At 72.3% G+C, this 14,661-nt stretch carries 17 protein-coding genes, 1 pseudogene and 1 riboswitch; of the genes and pseudogenes, 5 read left to right on the forward strand and 13 right to left on the reverse strand.

Annotated features, from left to right (window positions below):
• Positions 1–65: 65 nt before the first annotated feature.
• Positions 66–1,157: a Gfo/Idh/MocA family protein gene (locus DEJ18_RS10870; protein ID WP_111211058.1), complete on the reverse strand. Its 1,092-nt coding sequence runs from the start codon at positions 1,155–1,157 to the stop codon at positions 66–68.
• A gap of 123 nt (positions 1,158–1,280) precedes the next feature.
• Between DEJ18_RS10870 and DEJ18_RS10875 the strand changes: the two genes are divergently transcribed.
• The gene (locus DEJ18_RS10875) at positions 1,281–1,829 is read left to right on the forward strand and encodes a TetR/AcrR family transcriptional regulator (protein ID WP_111080663.1); all 549 of its coding nucleotides are present in this window, start codon (positions 1,281–1,283) and stop codon (positions 1,827–1,829) included.
• A 65-nt stretch (positions 1,830–1,894) separates the two neighbouring features.
• Positions 1,895–2,065, forward strand: a complete 171-nt coding sequence (locus DEJ18_RS10880) for a hypothetical protein (RefSeq protein ID WP_181431071.1) — start codon at positions 1,895–1,897, stop codon at positions 2,063–2,065.
• Positions 2,066–2,139: 74 nt separating this feature from the next.
• On the opposite strand, the gene ribH is transcribed toward DEJ18_RS10880, so the two are convergent.
• The 5 genes and pseudogenes from ribH to DEJ18_RS10905 all read right to left on the reverse strand — a co-directional run bounded on the left by ribH (position 2,140) and on the right by DEJ18_RS10905 (position 7,854).
• Positions 2,140–2,619 carry a 6,7-dimethyl-8-ribityllumazine synthase gene (gene ribH / locus DEJ18_RS10885; RefSeq protein WP_111211059.1) on the reverse strand — a complete coding sequence of 160 codons (480 nt, stop codon included), beginning with the start codon at positions 2,617–2,619 and terminating at the stop codon, positions 2,140–2,142.
• A gap of 41 nt (positions 2,620–2,660) precedes the next feature.
• Positions 2,661–3,314 (reverse strand): annotated as a pseudogene (ribB, locus tag DEJ18_RS10890) (3,4-dihydroxy-2-butanone-4-phosphate synthase); the annotation flags it as partial.
• Entirely contained in the window at positions 3,314–3,970 is a 657-nt protein-coding gene (locus tag DEJ18_RS10895; protein ID WP_111211061.1) for a riboflavin synthase, read from the reverse strand. The gene DEJ18_RS10895 and the pseudogene ribB, both read right to left, overlap by 1 nt.
• A gap of 87 nt (positions 3,971–4,057) precedes the next feature.
• Positions 4,058–4,191: riboswitch (FMN riboswitch) on the reverse strand.
• A gap of 274 nt (positions 4,192–4,465) precedes the next feature.
• Positions 4,466–6,244, reverse strand: a complete 1,779-nt coding sequence (locus tag DEJ18_RS10900) for a hypothetical protein (RefSeq protein ID WP_111211062.1) — start codon at positions 6,242–6,244, stop codon at positions 4,466–4,468.
• Between the two features lie 86 nt (positions 6,245–6,330).
• Positions 6,331–7,854 carry a hypothetical protein gene (locus DEJ18_RS10905; protein ID WP_111211063.1) on the reverse strand — a complete coding sequence of 508 codons (1,524 nt, stop codon included), beginning with the start codon at positions 7,852–7,854 and terminating at the stop codon, positions 6,331–6,333.
• A 105-nt stretch (positions 7,855–7,959) separates the two neighbouring features.
• On the opposite strand from DEJ18_RS10905, the gene DEJ18_RS10910 reads away from it, so the two are divergent.
• The gene (locus DEJ18_RS10910; protein ID WP_111211064.1) at positions 7,960–8,391 is read left to right on the forward strand and encodes a GNAT family N-acetyltransferase; all 432 of its coding nucleotides are present in this window, start codon (positions 7,960–7,962) and stop codon (positions 8,389–8,391) included.
• A gap of 43 nt (positions 8,392–8,434) precedes the next feature.
• On the opposite strand, the gene DEJ18_RS10915 is transcribed toward DEJ18_RS10910, so the two are convergent.
• Genes DEJ18_RS10915 through DEJ18_RS10925 form a run of 3 tightly spaced genes read right to left on the reverse strand, consistent with a single transcriptional unit; the run spans position 8,435 to position 9,919 of the window.
• Positions 8,435–8,965 carry an Lrp/AsnC family transcriptional regulator gene (locus DEJ18_RS10915; RefSeq protein ID WP_111211065.1) on the reverse strand — a complete coding sequence of 177 codons (531 nt, stop codon included), beginning with the start codon at positions 8,963–8,965 and terminating at the stop codon, positions 8,435–8,437.
• A gap of 55 nt (positions 8,966–9,020) precedes the next feature.
• Positions 9,021–9,533, reverse strand: a complete 513-nt coding sequence (locus tag DEJ18_RS10920; protein WP_111080669.1) for a hypothetical protein — start codon at positions 9,531–9,533, stop codon at positions 9,021–9,023.
• 8 nt (positions 9,534–9,541) lie between these two features.
• A complete protein-coding gene (locus DEJ18_RS10925) occupies positions 9,542–9,919 on the reverse strand; it encodes a DUF5997 family protein (RefSeq protein ID WP_111211066.1) in 378 nt (125 codons plus the stop codon).
• 33 nt (positions 9,920–9,952) lie between these two features.
• Between DEJ18_RS10925 and DEJ18_RS10930 the strand changes: the two genes are divergently transcribed.
• Both DEJ18_RS10930 and DEJ18_RS10935 read left to right on the forward strand, forming a co-directional pair.
• Positions 9,953–10,729 (forward strand): LysR family transcriptional regulator substrate-binding protein, encoded by a 777-nt coding sequence (locus tag DEJ18_RS10930; protein WP_220034341.1) that lies wholly within the window; start codon positions 9,953–9,955, stop codon positions 10,727–10,729.
• Positions 10,726–11,232, forward strand: coding sequence for a GNAT family N-acetyltransferase (locus tag DEJ18_RS10935; protein WP_111211068.1), 507 nt, complete (start codon positions 10,726–10,728; stop codon positions 11,230–11,232). The genes DEJ18_RS10930 and DEJ18_RS10935 overlap by 4 nt, the downstream gene beginning before the upstream one ends.
• A 40-nt stretch (positions 11,233–11,272) precedes the next feature.
• Here the strand turns inward: DEJ18_RS10935 and DEJ18_RS10940 are convergent, their stop codons facing one another.
• The 4 genes from DEJ18_RS10940 to DEJ18_RS10955 form a co-directional block, all read right to left on the reverse strand.
• Positions 11,273–11,869, reverse strand: a complete 597-nt coding sequence (locus tag DEJ18_RS10940; protein WP_111211069.1) for a DNA-3-methyladenine glycosylase I — start codon at positions 11,867–11,869, stop codon at positions 11,273–11,275.
• Positions 11,870–11,972: 103 nt separating this feature from the next.
• The gene (locus DEJ18_RS10945) at positions 11,973–12,377 is read right to left on the reverse strand and encodes a VOC family protein (RefSeq protein ID WP_111080674.1); all 405 of its coding nucleotides are present in this window, start codon (positions 12,375–12,377) and stop codon (positions 11,973–11,975) included.
• A 163-nt stretch (positions 12,378–12,540) separates the two neighbouring features.
• Positions 12,541–12,864, reverse strand: coding sequence for a hypothetical protein (locus DEJ18_RS10950; RefSeq protein WP_181431072.1), 324 nt, complete (start codon positions 12,862–12,864; stop codon positions 12,541–12,543).
• Positions 12,865–12,890: 26 nt separating this feature from the next.
• Positions 12,891–14,561, reverse strand: a complete 1,671-nt coding sequence (locus DEJ18_RS10955) for a sodium:solute symporter family protein (RefSeq protein WP_111080675.1) — start codon at positions 14,559–14,561, stop codon at positions 12,891–12,893.
• Between the last annotated feature and the right edge of the window lie 100 nt (positions 14,562–14,661).

Consider the following 14,661-nt stretch of genomic DNA (forward strand, 5'->3'; position numbering starts at 1 on the left):
GCTCCGCCGGGCGGTGCGGCGCCTCCCGTCCGGCGGGCGGTCGCGCCCGCCGTGTCAGCGGACCGTCAGGCCTCCCCCACTTCGGGCACGTCGTCGGCCGCCTCCGCCTCGAACGGGTAGCGCAGCCCGATCGCCGCGCGCCAGCGGTCGAGCGTGCGCGCGGTGGCCAGGGTCTCGTCGGTCGTCATCTGCGGTGCGTCGACACGGCCGGCATGCAGGGCGTCGATCGTGGCCGCGGCTTCGAGCCCGTAGGGTGCCACGTCCGGGAAAGGCTGCTCCGCGACGGCGTCGTCGACGGTCTGCACGACGATCACCGGCTCCCCGCCGATGGTCCACGGGTCTCGGAGCGTGATGGTGCCCCGGCTCCCGTGCACGACGACGACGTTCGCGTCCTCGACGCGGATGCCGGTGCGGAGGCTCGCGGTGATGCCCGACGCGTACGTCGCACTCGCGACGGTCCATTCGTCGACCCCGGTCGGGCCGATCGTCCCCACGGCGGAGAGCTCCACCGGCTCGGCGGCCGCCGTCCCGGTGGCGGCCTGCACGATCGCGGCCGTCATCGTCACCGGGTAGCACCCGACGTCCAGGATGCCGCCGCCGGCGGTGGCGACGTCGAACAGGCGTCCGGAGCGCTCCTCGACCCGGAACGCGAACGCGGCGTCGACGTGTGTGACCGTACCGACCACGCCGTCCCGCACGAGGTCGAGCAGCGCCGCCGTCTGCGGGTGGAAGCGGTACATGAACGCCTCGACGAGCGGCAGCCCGGCACGGCGGGCCGCGTCGACGAGCACCGTCGTCGTGCGGTGGTCGGGCGTGAGCGGCTTCTCGCACAGCACGGCCTTGCCGGCCCGAAGCGCCGCGAGGACGAGGTCGGCGTGCCCGGTGTGCACGGTCGCGATGTACACGGCGTCGACACGGGGGTCGGCGAGGACCTCGTCGTAGGTGCCGGCGGTCACGTCCGGGAAGCCGTGTGCTCCGGCCTCGGCCGCGAAGGCCCGGGCACGCTCGACCGAGGAACTCCCGGCGGCGACGAGCACCCCGCCGCTCGCGGAGAGCTGGGACAGGAAGCGTCGGGCGATGCTGCCGGGACCGAGGACGGCCCAGCGGGGGTTCACGGGCGGTGTCGTGCTCGGTTCGGTCGCGGTCTGCGCTGACATGCGGCTCCTGTTCGTCGTGGACCTCGACGGTCTCGGTGAGGCTAGTCGCCCCGGGCCCGCACGGCCACGGTCGGTGTCCGTGCCCGGGCGCCGCGGACCGTCGGGTGTCCCTAGACTCAGCGCATGGCCAGTGCTCGCGACCGCGTCCTCGACAGCTTCGTCGCCATCGTGTGCGAGGAGGGCGAACGTCCCGCGACGCTCGACGCCGTCGCCGCGCGTGCCGGCGTCTCCAAGGGCGGACTGCTGTACCACTTCGGGTCGAAGGCCGCCCTGGTCGAGGGGCTCTGCGAGCGGCTCGCCGACCTCTCCGCACTCGACGTCGAGCGGATGCGCGCCGCCGAGGACGGGCCCGCTCGCTACTTCGTCGAGAACTGCCAGTTCGTCGGCAGCGAGCTCGACCTCGCGCTGCTGGCAGCCTCCCGTCTGCAGCAGGCCGGGTACGAGGAGGCCGGACGGACCCTCGACGAGACCGAGAACGCCTGGCTCGCCACCCTGGTCGACGCGCTCGGGGACGTCCCCACCGCACAGGCCGTCAAGCTCCTCGGCGACGGGCTCTACCACGCGGCCTCGCTCGGTGCCGCGAGCGACGTCCGACCCGACCGCGGCACGGTCGACATGGGGGCCCTGCTCGAGGTCGTCGACCGCCTGATCGCGACGAAACCCGCTCCGTGAACCGTGCACCCGGTCCTGGGGATAGACTGGTTGCGATCCACCCGCTGATTCCCGGAGGTACCACCGTGGGCCGCGTCCTCGCCGCTGTTTTCTCGATCCTGCTGCTGCTGGTGTCGATGTACCTGTTCGGGTTCGCGTTCCAGGTCGATTCCGGTCAGGGCTTCGTCTTCGTCGCCGGTGTGCTCCTGATGAGCCTCTCCTTCTTCCTGCCGATCCACGTGTTCGGCAAGCGGTAGTCACACGCCTCAGCAGAACGGCCCCGCACCTTCCGGTGCGGGGCCGTTCTGCGTCACGGGCGGCGCCGCACGAGCTACGCCGACGCGCGCAACCCGCGCAGGGTCACGGCGGTGGCGATCGCGGCGTGCGCGGCCTCGGCGCCCTTGTCCTCCTTCGACCCCGGCAGCCCGGCGCGGTCGATGCCCTGCTGCTCGTCGTCGAGGGTGAGCACGCCGAAGCCGACCGGCTTGCCGGTGTCGATCGCCACTCGGGTGAGGCCACTCGTCGCCGCGTCCGAGACGTACTCGAAGTGCGGGGTGCCACCGCGGATGATGACGCCGAGGGCGACCGCAGCGTCGAAGCCGGACTCGAGGGCGGCCTTCGCGACCACCGGCAGCTCGAAGCTGCCCGGCACGGGGATGACCTGCCCGGTGGCGCCGAGCCGCTCGATCTCGCGCTGGGCGCCGTCGAGCAGCCCCGTCGCGATGACGTCGTGCCACTGACCGGCGATCACCGCGACCCGGATGCCGCTGCCGTCGACGAGCTCCCGCTCCGCCGCTCCTGCTCCGCTCATACGTGTGTCCCTTCGGTACGGGCGGCGTCGTCCGCCGCCCGGTCGGCCGCGTCCAGCCAGGAGGCCAGCGCGGCGATGGTGATGACGGGCACGCCCTCGCGCGCCCCGAGTCCGACGAGCTCCGGCAGGCGCATCATGCCGCCCTGCTCGTCGACGATCTCGCAGATCGCCGCCGCGGGCCGGAGTCCGGCGGCGGTGACGAGGTCGATCGCGGCTTCGGTGTGACCGGCCCGCTCACGCACCCCGCCCGGCCGGGCCCGCAGGGGGACGACGTGCCCCGGCCGGTGCAGGTCGTCGCGGGCCGACGTCGGGTCGGCGAGCACCCGGAGCGTGCGCGCCCGGTCGTGTGCGCTGATGCCGGTGGTGACGCCGACTGCGGCGTCGACGGTCACCGTGTAGGCGGTCCCGCGGACGTCCTCGTTGTGCTGCACCATCGGCGGCAGGTCCAGGGCGTCGGCGATCTCGGCGCTGACCGGCGCGCAGATGAACCCGGACGAGTGCGCGACCGTCCAGGCGATCCACTCCGGCGTCGCGAGTTCGGCCGAGAGGACGACGTCGCCCTCGTTCTCGCGGTGCTCGTCATCGGCGACGATGACCGGCCGGCCGGCGGCGATCGCGGCGATCGCCTGCTCGACCGAGGACAGGCCGGGGTCGCTCGTGACCGTACGCGTCACGGGGTCGGTGTCGGCGGCCATCACCGGGCCTCCACCCCGACGGGTGCGCCCGGGGCGCCGGCAGCAGCGTCGAGTCGCAGCATGCGGCGGACGTGGCGGGCGAGGACGTCGGTCTCGACGTTGACCCGGTCACCGGGGACACGCGCGCCGAGGGTCGTCGCGGCGAGCGTCTCCGGGATGAGGCTGACCTCGAACCAGGCGGCGTCCCGAGCGGTGGACTCCGGCGACACGGCGCTCACGGTCAGGGAGACCCCGTCGATCGCGACGGAGCCCTTGTCGACGACCAGCGGACTGAGTTCCGGTGACAGCGTGAAGCGCACCCGACGCCATCCGTCGCCGTCGTCGGTCTCGAGCACGGTCGCGGTGCCGTCGATGTGCCCCTGCACGATGTGTCCACCCAGGCGGTCCCCCACCGAGGCCGCCCGCTCCAGGTTCACCCGGTCCCCGGAACGCAGGGACCCGTGCGCGCTCATGTCGAGGGTCTGCTTCATGACGAAGGCGGTGAAGGTCTCGGGGGTCTGCTCGACGACGGTCAGGCACACGCCCGAGACCGAGATGGAGTCGCCGTGTTGCGCGTCCGAGACGACGAGCGGGCCACGGACGGTGAGCGCGACGGAGTCGCCTCGTTCGTCGACGGCGGTGACGGTGCCGAGTTCCTCGATGATGCCGGTGAACACTGGTGTCCTCTCAACGGGACTCCGGGTGCGCGCGACGGTCGTCGGCAGACGGGAGGCGGTGGTCAGGGAACGACCGTCACCTTCCGTCAGCGCTTCCTCCCGTCCGGACTTTCACCGTCGGTCCCGGAATCCCACCGGGTCAACCCCGCACCGGGCGGACCCGGCGCGGCGCTCGTGGACTGTCACCACCGGTTCGGACTTGCACCGACCCCGGAGCGCTTGCGTACCCGAGACGATACCCCAGGCCCCCGACCGTCGCCCTCTGGCCGTCCGTCGGGCGTCACACGGCGTCGTCGTCGGTGCCGGTCTGTTGCCGCTCCGCTCAGCCCGGCTGCACCGGCCGTCCTGGAGGCACGGAGCGGTTCGGTACCGCCGTCAGCCTCCGGCACGTCCGCGGGCCCGGCGCTCGACCGGGCTCCGCGGGTGACGTGGCCTGGGCAGGCGGATGCGGAGCACCGGGCGTCCGGTGCTCCGCATCCGTGCAGGTCCCCCCTGTCAGTGGCGACGCCGCAGGACCAGCGTCCCGAGTCCGGCGAGCAGGAGGAGGAGCGCTGCCGTCGCCGGCAGGGCGGGGTCAGCGCCCGTGTACGCGAGACCGGTCGTGCCGATCGTGCCGGTCGTGCCGTTGGTTCCCGACGAGGCGTCGGTCGCCGTGACCGTGCTGGCTCCGACGGTCGCTGCCGTGGTGACCGTGCTGCCGGTCGTCACCGTGGCCGCTCGGACCGTCGGGGTGGTGCCGGACACGGCCGGGGTGGTTCCCACCGCCGGGGCCGTGCCCGGGTCGATCGGGGTGGTCCCCACCGCCGGGGTCGTCCCGGTGCCCGGAGTCGTGCCGGTACCCGGAGTCGCACCGGTACCCGGAGTCGCACCGGTACCCGGAGTCGCACCGGTACCCGGAGTCGCACCGGTACCCGGAGTCGCACCGGTACCCGGAGTCGCACCGGTACCCGGAGTCGTACCGGTACCCGGCGTCGTGCCGGTACCCGGCGTCGGCACCGTGCCGGGGTCGGTCCCCGGTCCGGTGCCGGGCTCCGTACCCGTGTCCGTGCCCGGATCCGTGGCGACCGGGGTCGTGCTGGTCCCGTCACCGACGATGCCGATGCCGTTGCCACCGATGGTGATCGGGACGTCGATGACCGGGATGATCTGCGTCCCGGAACCGATGCCGTCCTCACCCGAGGTCGAACCACCAGCAACCGGAGCCGGACCAGCACCCGTGCCGGAACCGGCCGTCGCACCACCGGTGCTCGTCCCGTCACCGACCACACCGACGCCGTTCCCACCGACCGTCACCGGGACCGACACCACCGGCGAGACCTGCGTCCCGGAACCGATGCCGTCCTCACCCGAGGTCGAACCACCAGCAACCGGAGCCGGACCAGCACCCGTGCCGGAACCGGCCGTCGCACCACCGGTGCTCGTCCCGTCACCGACCACACCGACGCCGTTCCCACCGACCGTCACCGGGACCGACACCACCGGCGAGACCTGCGTCCCGGAACCGATGCCGTCCTCACCCGAGGTCGAACCACCAGCAGCCGGAGCCGGACCAGCACCCGTGCCGGAACCGGCCGTCGCACCACCGGTGCTCGTCCCGTCACCGACCACACCGACGCCGTTCCCACCGACCGTCACCGGGACCGAGATGGTCCCGAGCAGCTGTGTCCCCGAGATGAGTCCGTCCGACCCCGAGGTGGTACCGCCGGCCTCCGGGGCGGTCCCGGTCGGCTGCGCCGGCGCCGGGGAACCAGTGGTCGACGTACCGTCACCCAGGACGCCGACACCGTTGCCGGAGACGGTCACCGGGACCGACACGTCGGGCAGCACCTGCGTCCCGGACAGGACACCGTCCTCACCCGACGTCGACGCCGGCTCAGGAGCCGGAGCCGGAGCTGAGGCGGGAGCGGCTGCCGCGTCGCTGAGCACGCCGAGCGCGTTGCCGGCGACCTGCACGGGCGCCGTGACCTCGGGGGCGACCTGGGTGCCCGACACGACGCCGTCGTCACCACTGGTGGTCGGTGCTGCGGCGGGGGCGGGAGCAGGGGCAGCAGCAGGCGCCGGAGCGGGTGCTGCCGTGGTCACCGCGTCACCGACGATGCCGAAGGCGTTGCGGGTGACGGAGACGGGCGCGTCGACGGTCGGCGCGACCTGGGTTCCGGAGACGGTGCCGTCCTCGCCGGTGGTCGTCGCCGCGTTCGCCGCGACGGCTCCACCGAAGGTCAGCCCGCCCACGCAGAGGGCGAACCACAGCCCTCGGGAGACGTTCTTGTTCATGGTCGTTCACTCCTGATCGAGATGGGTGGTCGACCGCGTGCTGCGGTCGATGGCGCGTCCTGCCGTGACGGGCAGGTGCGCCGATCTCAATCGGGAGCGACGTCGTGGTCGCCGACGAGCGAGGCCGGGACGGCGTCGTCGGAGACCGGACCGCGGAGACCCGCGGTGAGGGGGGAGGTCGACACCTCGGCACCGACGGTGCCGAGGACGTTCGCGCCGGCCGACCCACCGGCGGCGGACCCGCCTGCGGTGCCTCCGGCGGTGCCCTCGAACGGTGCGCGTGTCGGCGCGCCGCCGTCCGGGAGGATGTGTGCCTCGCCACCGAGCGTCGCCGCTGCGGAGGCCGAGGTGACGACCTCGGCTCCGACCAGACCGACGGTCGGACGAGCGGCGAGGTCCGTCGCGGTGGTGGTCGCCGGCCGCTGTTCGTCCAGGGCGACGACGGCTGCGGCGTCCGTGGTCGCTGCCGGGGTGACGTCCGCTCCGACGTCGCGGCCGTCGCCGGGTCGGGCGGGCACCGCGGGGTCCACCGGCAGGGCGGGGACCACGGGCGACTGCGGACCGACGCCCGGGACCTCGGGCAGCGCACCGCCGGAGCCCGGGAGCACCGGGCGCACGGGGAGGTCGACGACGGGCAGCGGGCCTCCCGGCAGGACGCCGCCTCCGGTGGTCGGCAGACCATCGACGAGCTCGGGCACGTCGGCGACCACGTCCGGCACGACGGCGACGACGTCACCGACCGTGCCGAGGGTCCCGTCGACGATGCCGGTGACGGGTGCGGCGACCTCGCCGAGCGTGCCGTCGCCGAGCAGTGTGCCGACGACCGGGAGGCTCCCGACCACCCGGTCGACGGTCGCCACGATGCTGCTCACCGGGCCCGCGGCCGTGACGGCCTGCACCGACTCTGTGACGGGTGCGAGGGCCTCGGACGCGGTGTCGGTGACGGGTGCGAGGGCCTCGGACGCGGTGTCGGTGACGGGCCGCGAGGCGCTGCTCACGGCCGTCACGACGTCGCCGACGAGCGGCGTGCCCGGTCGGGCCGCGGGGTCTTCGTCGACGCCGGTCGACGGGGCCGCCGGCGTCGCCGACGCGGATCCGGTGGCCCCGGCCGCGGCCTCGGTCGACGCCGGAGTCGTCGGCGCCCCGTCCGCCGGTGGCGCGGCGACCGGTGCGGCGGGGGCAGCGGGAGCGAGAGCCGCAGGGGCGGGTGCGACGGGAGCAGCCGGTGGCGCAGCCGGAGTCGCGACGACCGGCGCGGGAGCCGGCGTGCGGACCGGAGCAGGCGCTGCCGGGACCGGGGCAGCAACGACCGGTGCGACGCCGCGGACGGGTGCGACGGCCCGGTCGACGACCCGACCCGCCCCGCTCGTGACGCGCTCCGCAGCTCCCCCGACGCCGGAGACGACGCCCCCGAGCGGGCCGTCGGCCCGCGGTGCTGCGGATGTCTGGGAACCACCGGACGACGCCCCGCCGAGGAGTGGTCCTCCCGCTGCCGCTGCGGGCCGGGCACCGAGGACGAGCGAGAGCAGCACGACCGCCGTCGCGATCCCGGAGGCCATGAGAGCCCATCGCAGGACCGCGCGCCAGGGTGCGCGCATCGTCGCGTCCATGCGCTCACCTCCTGATCTCGGCTGCGCACGTAGAGTGGTTGACCGGCACGGTACGCCAGGACCGCTGCCACGCTCCTCATTCACAAGGAAAAGTCAGGAAACGGCGTGACCTCGACCTTCAGTGCCCCCACTCGCAACCTCGACATCGTCACCCTGCACGAGATCCTCCGCCTGCGGCAGGACGTGTTCGTGGTCGAGCAGGAGTGCGCCTACCCGGACATCGACGGCCGCGACCTCGAGCCGGGGACGCTGCAGTTCTGGGCCGGCACGGGGTCGGTCGACGCCACGCTCCGCCTCCTCCGCGAACCCGACGGCACCGAGCGGATCGGCCGGGTCGCCACCGCGGTGCAGGCGCGCGGCAAGGGTCTCGGTGCCGCGCTCATGACGGCCGCCATCGCCGAGAGCCGGTCCGAGCGGATCGCCATCAACGCGCAGGCACACCTCGGCCAGTGGTACGGGCAGTTCGGCTTCGAACGCTCCGGCGAGGACTTCCTCGAGGACGCGATCCCGCACACGCCGATGGTCCGCACGCGCTGACCCGAGCCTCCCGAGGCCGCTCGGCTCGACCGGACCGGCGGCGTCAGGCCTGCCAGTGACGGAGTTCGCCGTAGGAGCGAGCCTGGTGCTCCCGGTCGGCGACCAGACGCTCGAACACGATCGAGGTCTGCGTGGTCGCGACCGAGGGGTCCCCGCTCAGCTCGTCCGCGACGAAGTCCCGGAGCTGCTCGGTCGAGGTGCAGGCGATGTGCACGAGGAAGTCCTTGTCACCCGCCAGGAACGACACGTCGAGCACGACGGGCACACGCAGCAGGCGCTTCGCGAACTCACGGAGTTCGTGCCGGGCGGCGGCGTGCACGCGCACGGACACCATCGCCTCGATCGAGAACCCGAGCCGGGCGATGTCCACCTCGGCCCGGTAGCCCGCGATGACGCCGGCGTCCTCGAGCGCGCGGACCCGGACCAGGCACGTCGACGGCGCGATGCCGACCGCCGCGGCCAGACGGTTGTTCGGGATCCGGGCGTCGGACGCCAGCACCCACAGGATCCGCTCGTCGACCTCGTCGAGACGGGGCGGTGGAGCGTCGGGTCGGCGGACGATGCGGTCGGACACGGCTCCACCGTAACGCCGAGCGCCCGGGCCGGCAGGGGCACGACCGTCCCGCCGGTCACATCGCCAGGGTCATCCCCACGACGGCGACGGTCATGGCGAAGACCTCACCGCTGCGGACGGCACGTCGGTCCTCCCGTGCCCACTCGTACCGGAGCAGCCACCCGCTGAACGCGCAGTAGCCGATCACCCCGGCGCCGAGCACCGCGGTCAGGACGAGCGCGTGCGCGTGCACGGCACCGCCGACGAGTTCGGACGCGTGCCCCATGAACAGCATGCCGGCCATCACCACTGCGGAGAGTGCTCGGTGCACGTCCATCGGTTCGGCCCGACGGCCGTCCGCGCGCCGCCGCCGCCGCGCGACGGGCAGTGGCGCGAGGAACAACAGCAGGGCCGCGGCCAGGATCGTCCACGACGGACCGGCCTGCACGACCGGCATGAGCATCGCGACGAGCATGACCGCCGCGGGCACGATGACGCCCGGCCGCGGCCGGTACCGGTCGCCGACGATGCAGCAGACCGACGCGAACTGCGGCACGACGAGCATGGCGTCGGCGACGGTCGCGTGCACGGGAAGGGTCAGCTCTCGGTGCGGGCGGCGCGCTCCTGCTTCACGCGCACGTTCTCGGAGCGGACCGCCGCCTGGGTGGAGCGCTCGCGCACGAGCCACTCCGGCATCTCCTGCAGGAGCTGCTTGATCTGCTCGGTGGTCAGGACGTCGTCGACACCGGCACGGGCCAGACCCGAGATCGAGACGCCGAGGCGCGCGGCGACGACCGGACGCGGGTGCGGCCCGTCACGGCGGAGGTCCTGCAGCCACGTCGGGGGCTCGCTCTGCAGTTCGTCGAACGTCGTGCGAGCGATCGGGCCCGCACGGAACGACTCCGGCGTCGCCGAGAGGAGGATGCCGAGCTTCTTGGCAGCGGTCTCGGGCTTCATGGTCTGTTCCTGGGCCATGGTGACAAGGGTACGGCCCCTATGCTCGGGTGCATGACCGCGCTCTCCATCGCCTTCGTACCCGGGGTCTCCCCCGCCAAGTGGGTGCGGGTCTGGCGGGAGCGCCGACCGGACGTCGACCTGGTGCTGCTGCCCGTGGACGCCGACGGGGTCACGGCGGCGATCGAGGGCGACGCCGACATGGTCTTCGCCCGCATGCCGGTCCCGGATCGGGCCGACGGCGAGCAGTACCACGCCATCCCGCTGTGGACCGAGACGGCGGTCGTCGCGACGCCGAAGGACTCGCCGCTCGCCGACCTCGACGAGGTGACCGAGCCGGACCTCGCCGACGTCACGGTCCTCGACGCCGGCCCGGTCCCGCCCGACGTCGCCGCCGCGCTCGACCTGGTGGAGGCGAACGTCGGTGTCGTCGTCCTGCCGCAGTCCTTGTTCCGCGCCGCGAGCCGAAAGGACCTGGTGTCCCGACCGCTCGCCGGCTCCCCCGGCACCCGGGTTGCGCTGGTCTGGCGCGACGAGGACGCCTCGGAACTGACCGAGGAGTTCATCGGCGTCGTCCGCGGCCGGACCGCCAACAGCTCCCGGAACCAGACGGACGAGCCGGGAGGCACCGATCCCGCCGGTGCCGACCGCTCGCGTCCGTCGAAGAGCGGCGGCAAGGCCACGGCGGCGAACGCGAAGACCGTCGCCAAGCGGAGCGCGACGAAGGGCACCGGGGCGAAGAGCGGCGGTGGGAAGAACTCGACGGGACGCGGCCGGACACAGCGCGGCATGCAGGGCAAGCCGAAGCGCGGCTCGAAGGGCAACCGTTGACCGCGGGGACGGCGCCGGACGGCGACCACCCGGCGCCCGGCGTGCGCCTCGTGCCGATGCCCGAAGACCGGCTGCCCGCATGGCTCGACCGCTCCATGGCGGAGTACGTCGGGTCCCGCATGCGATCCGGCGAGAGCCGCGAGCAGGCCGAGGCGAACAAGCAGCGCTCCCTCGACACCTGGTTCCCGGGCGGTTCGCCCGCTGCGGGTCACCACGTGTGGGAGGTGACCACTCCGGACGGCACCGTCGTCGGTCACCTCTGGATCGGCCCGTTCACGGCCGGCAGCAGCGACTGGTGGGTCTTCGACGTCGAGATCGGCGCCGGACACCGTCGGCAGGGGTACGCCCGGCGCGCGCTCGAGCTCGCGCACCGAGTCGCCCGGGACGAGGGTGCGACGAGCATCGGTCTCAACGTCTTCGGGTACAACACCGGTGCCCGTGGTCTCTACGAGCAACTCGGGTACGAGGTCGCCTCGGTCCAGATGCGCCTGCCGCTCGACTGACCACCCCGCTGCACCGACGACGGCGGGCGTCGCTCCCCGTTCAGTCGGGCCAGACGCCGGAGCTCGCCCGGCGGTGGCTGCCGACCAGGTGCGTGTCGACGATGCCCAGCGCCTCCATCAACGCGTGCATGGTGGTCGGCCCCACGAACGCGAACCCGCGCTTCCGCAGGGCCTTCGACAGCGCGGTCGACCCGGGGCTGGTCGTCGGGACCTCGGCGGCGGTCCGGGGCCGAGGGGTGTCGTCCGGCCGGAAGGACCACACGAAGTCCGCCAGTCCGCCGTCGGCACGGAGGGCGATCGTGGCGTTCGCGTTGGTGATCGTCGCGGCGATCTTGGCGCGGTTCCGAACGATGCCCGCGTCCCCCAGCAGCCGGGCCACGTCGCGCTCCCCGAAGCCGGCGACCACGTCGGGGTCGAAGTCGGCGAACGCCGCACGGAACGCCGGACGTTTGGCCAGGATCGTGCGCCAGGAGAGCCCGGACTGGAACGCCTCGAGCGACAGCCGTTCGAAGACGCCCCGTTCGTCGCGGACGGGCATCCCCCACTCCGTGTCGTAGTACGCGCGGAGCATCGGGTCGGCCGATGCCCAGAACGGACGGGCGAGGCCGTCATCGCCGGTCACGAGATCGTCGGTCATCCCCCCATCCTGCCGTCGCCCCCTCCGCTGGACGCGACCCCGGCACGTGCTCGCAGCGGTACTCCGTTGCGCGACGCCGCCGGGGTCGCGTTCCGCGGGAGGGTCAGCCCTCCTCCGCGGCGGCGGGGTCCATCCACACGTACTCCCAGCGGTGGCCGTCGAGGTCGACGAAGCTCCGCTGGAACATGGTGCCGAGGTCCATCTCCGGCCGGTCCTCGGTGCCGCCGGCCCCGACCGCGGCGTCCACGATCCGGTGCACCTCGTCCTTGGTCTCGGCGCTGAGGGAGTTGATGACCTCGATCGTGTCCGGTCCGGCGATCGCCTTGTCGGTGAACTCGGAGAACTTCGCGTGCGTCAGGAGCATCACGGAGACGGTGTCGCTGATGACGATGCTCGAGGCGGTGTCGTCACTGAACACCGGGTTGAGCGGGTAGCCGAGCGCCCGGTAGAACGCGGTCGCCCGCTCCAGGTCGGACACCGGCAGGTTGATGAACACCATGGTCGACATGTGGGGTCCCTTCGTCGTGACCAACCTGGACCCCGGACCGCGCCGGCGCAACCGTTCCGTGGCGGAACCGACGTCCCCGCCCGAGGGACGACGGACGGGAGGCCCGGTACCAGCTGGTACCGGGCCTCCCGTCCGTCGTGGGTCGCCGGGGCGACCCACCTGTCTACGCCAGGTCGCGGCCTTCGCCGGCGGCGCGCTGGTGTGCCTCCGCCTCGGCCTGTCCGACGATGTCCTCGGCCGGCACCGGGGCGAGGCGGTCCCAGAGGAAGAACAGCAGGCCGCCCGCGAGCATCGCGAGTCCGACCCACAGGTTGATGTGGATGCCGCCGGTCTTCTCGGGGTCGGTGTCCCAGTGCACGATCCCGACGATCGTCGTGATGACGCCGTACAGGACGAACAGTCCGCCGAGGATGCGGCGCAGGTCGAGGCGGCGCGTGGACCGGACGAGTTCGGCCTTCTGCTCCTCGGTGAGGGTGGTGTCACTCATGAGGGTTCTCCTTCAGTGGACGTCGATCAGAGGAACGGCAGGTAGAGGGCGACACAGAGCACGAGCGCGACCGTGCCGAGCAGCGCCGGCGAGCGGTACCAGGCCGTGTCGGTGGCGACGGCCCCCGCGGTCATGTCGATCTTGCCGATGCCGTAGACCAGGCCGCCGAGCTCCGAGACGTCCTTGGGCTTGGTGAACATCGACACCGCGACGGCGACGACGATGACCGTCACGAACGAGATGATCGCGCCGTACATCGTCTCGGCCGTGGCGGTCGAGAACAGGTCCGGGTCCACCAGGTACGCGATCCAGGTGATGGTCGGCGTGATGATGCCGAGCACGTAGCCCCACAGTGCGCCCTGCGTGGTCATCCGCTTCCAGAGCAGACCGAGGATGAAGACGCCGAACAGCGGTGCGTTGAAGAACGAGAACAGCGTCTGCATGTAGGTCATGATGTTGCCGGCCTGGGCGGCGAGGAACGCCGTGCCGACGCCGACGACGACGCCCACGACGGTGACCCAGCGACCGGTCTTGAGGTAGTGCACGTCCGGCATGGCCGGCTTGATGTAGCGCTGCCAGATGTCGTAGGTGAACACCGTGTTGAAGCTCGACACGTTCGCGGCCATGCCGGCCATGAAGGACGCCAGGAGGCCCGTGACGGCGACACCGAGGACGCCGGTCGGCAGGTACATCTGGATGAGCTTCGGGATCGCGTCGTTGTAGGTCAGGGTCCCGTCGGCGAACTGGTTGCCCACGACGGCGGCGGCGATGAGGCCGGGAACGACGACGATGAACGGGATGAACAGCTTCGGGATCGCGGCGATGAGCGGGGTGCGCCGGGCAGCGGACATGTTCTTGGCCGAGAACGCACGCTGCACCTCGGTGAAGTTCGTCGTCCAGTAGCCGAACGAGAGCACGAAGCCGAGGCCGAGCACGATCGCGAGCCAGTTCGCCCCGATCGGGTTCGTCACGTCGCCGATGCCGGTGCCGGCCCAGGTCTGCAGGTGCTGCACGCCCTGGGTCTCCTTGATCGCCTCGGTGAGGCCGCTCCAGCCGCCGACCCGGTGGAGACCGACGATCGTCAGCGGGATGAGCCCGGCGAGGATCACGAAGAACTGCATGACCTCGTTGTAGATCGCGCTCGAGAGCCCGCCGAGGGTGATGTAGGCGAGCACGAAGCCGGCCGACACGATGATGGCGAGCCACTCCGGCCAGCCGAGCATCGCCTCGATGACGATCGCCATCGCGTAGAGGTTGATGCCCGCGATGAGGACGTTCGACACCGCGAACGCGATCGAGTTCACCAGGTGCGGGGCCTTGCCGAAGCGGCGGAGCATGAACTCCGGCACGCTGCGGACCTTCGAGCCGTAGTAGAAGGGCATCATCACGAGGCCGAGGAAGACCATCGCGGGCACGGCACCGATGAGGTAGTAGTGCAGCGTCGCCATGCCGATCTGGGCGCCGTTCGCGGCCATGCCGAGGATCTCGGTCGCGCCGAGGTTCGCGGACACGAACGCCAGGCCCGTGATCCACGCGGGCATGGACCTGCCCGAGAGGAAGAAGTCCATGCTCGTGCGGACCTGCCGCCGAGCCGTGAACCCGATCCAGATGACCACCCCGAAGTACACGAGGATCATCAAGTAGTCGACCCAGCCCAAGTCGAGCCGGATCCCGCTGTTCGCTGCCGCGAGAACCATTCACACTCTCCGTCGATGTGTTGCAGTCGACAACCGTGCCGACCCGGACGAAGACGTTACACGCGATGTGACCGTTCACATAGCCGCGGTATGCATCGTG

It is taken from the genome of Curtobacterium sp. MCSS17_015, from assembly GCF_003234265.2.
Lineage (GTDB): Bacteria > Actinomycetota > Actinomycetes > Actinomycetales > Microbacteriaceae > Curtobacterium.

Coding starts and splice junctions, on each gene's coding strand:
- DEJ18_RS10870 (WP_111211058.1), bottom strand. CDS start 1,157: ATGTCAGCGCAGACCGCGACCGAACCGAGCACGACACCGCCCGTGAAC.
- DEJ18_RS10875 (WP_111080663.1), top strand. CDS start 1,281: ATGGCCAGTGCTCGCGACCGCGTCCTCGACAGCTTCGTCGCCATCGTG.
- ribH (WP_111211059.1), bottom strand. CDS start 2,619: ATGAGCGGAGCAGGAGCGGCGGAGCGGGAGCTCGTCGACGGCAGCGGC.
- DEJ18_RS10900 (WP_111211062.1), bottom strand. CDS start 6,244: ATGAACAAGAACGTCTCCCGAGGGCTGTGGTTCGCCCTCTGCGTGGGC.
- DEJ18_RS10905 (WP_111211063.1), bottom strand. CDS start 7,854: ATGGACGCGACGATGCGCGCACCCTGGCGCGCGGTCCTGCGATGGGCT.
- DEJ18_RS10925 (WP_111211066.1), bottom strand. CDS start 9,919: ATGGCCCAGGAACAGACCATGAAGCCCGAGACCGCTGCCAAGAAGCTC.
- DEJ18_RS10930 (WP_220034341.1), top strand. CDS start 9,953: ATGACCGCGCTCTCCATCGCCTTCGTACCCGGGGTCTCCCCCGCCAAG.
- DEJ18_RS10940 (WP_111211069.1), bottom strand. CDS start 11,869: ATGACCGACGATCTCGTGACCGGCGATGACGGCCTCGCCCGTCCGTTC.
- DEJ18_RS10945 (WP_111080674.1), bottom strand. CDS start 12,377: ATGTCGACCATGGTGTTCATCAACCTGCCGGTGTCCGACCTGGAGCGG.
- DEJ18_RS10950 (WP_181431072.1), bottom strand. CDS start 12,864: ATGAGTGACACCACCCTCACCGAGGAGCAGAAGGCCGAACTCGTCCGG.
- DEJ18_RS10955 (WP_111080675.1), bottom strand. CDS start 14,561: ATGGTTCTCGCGGCAGCGAACAGCGGGATCCGGCTCGACTTGGGCTGG.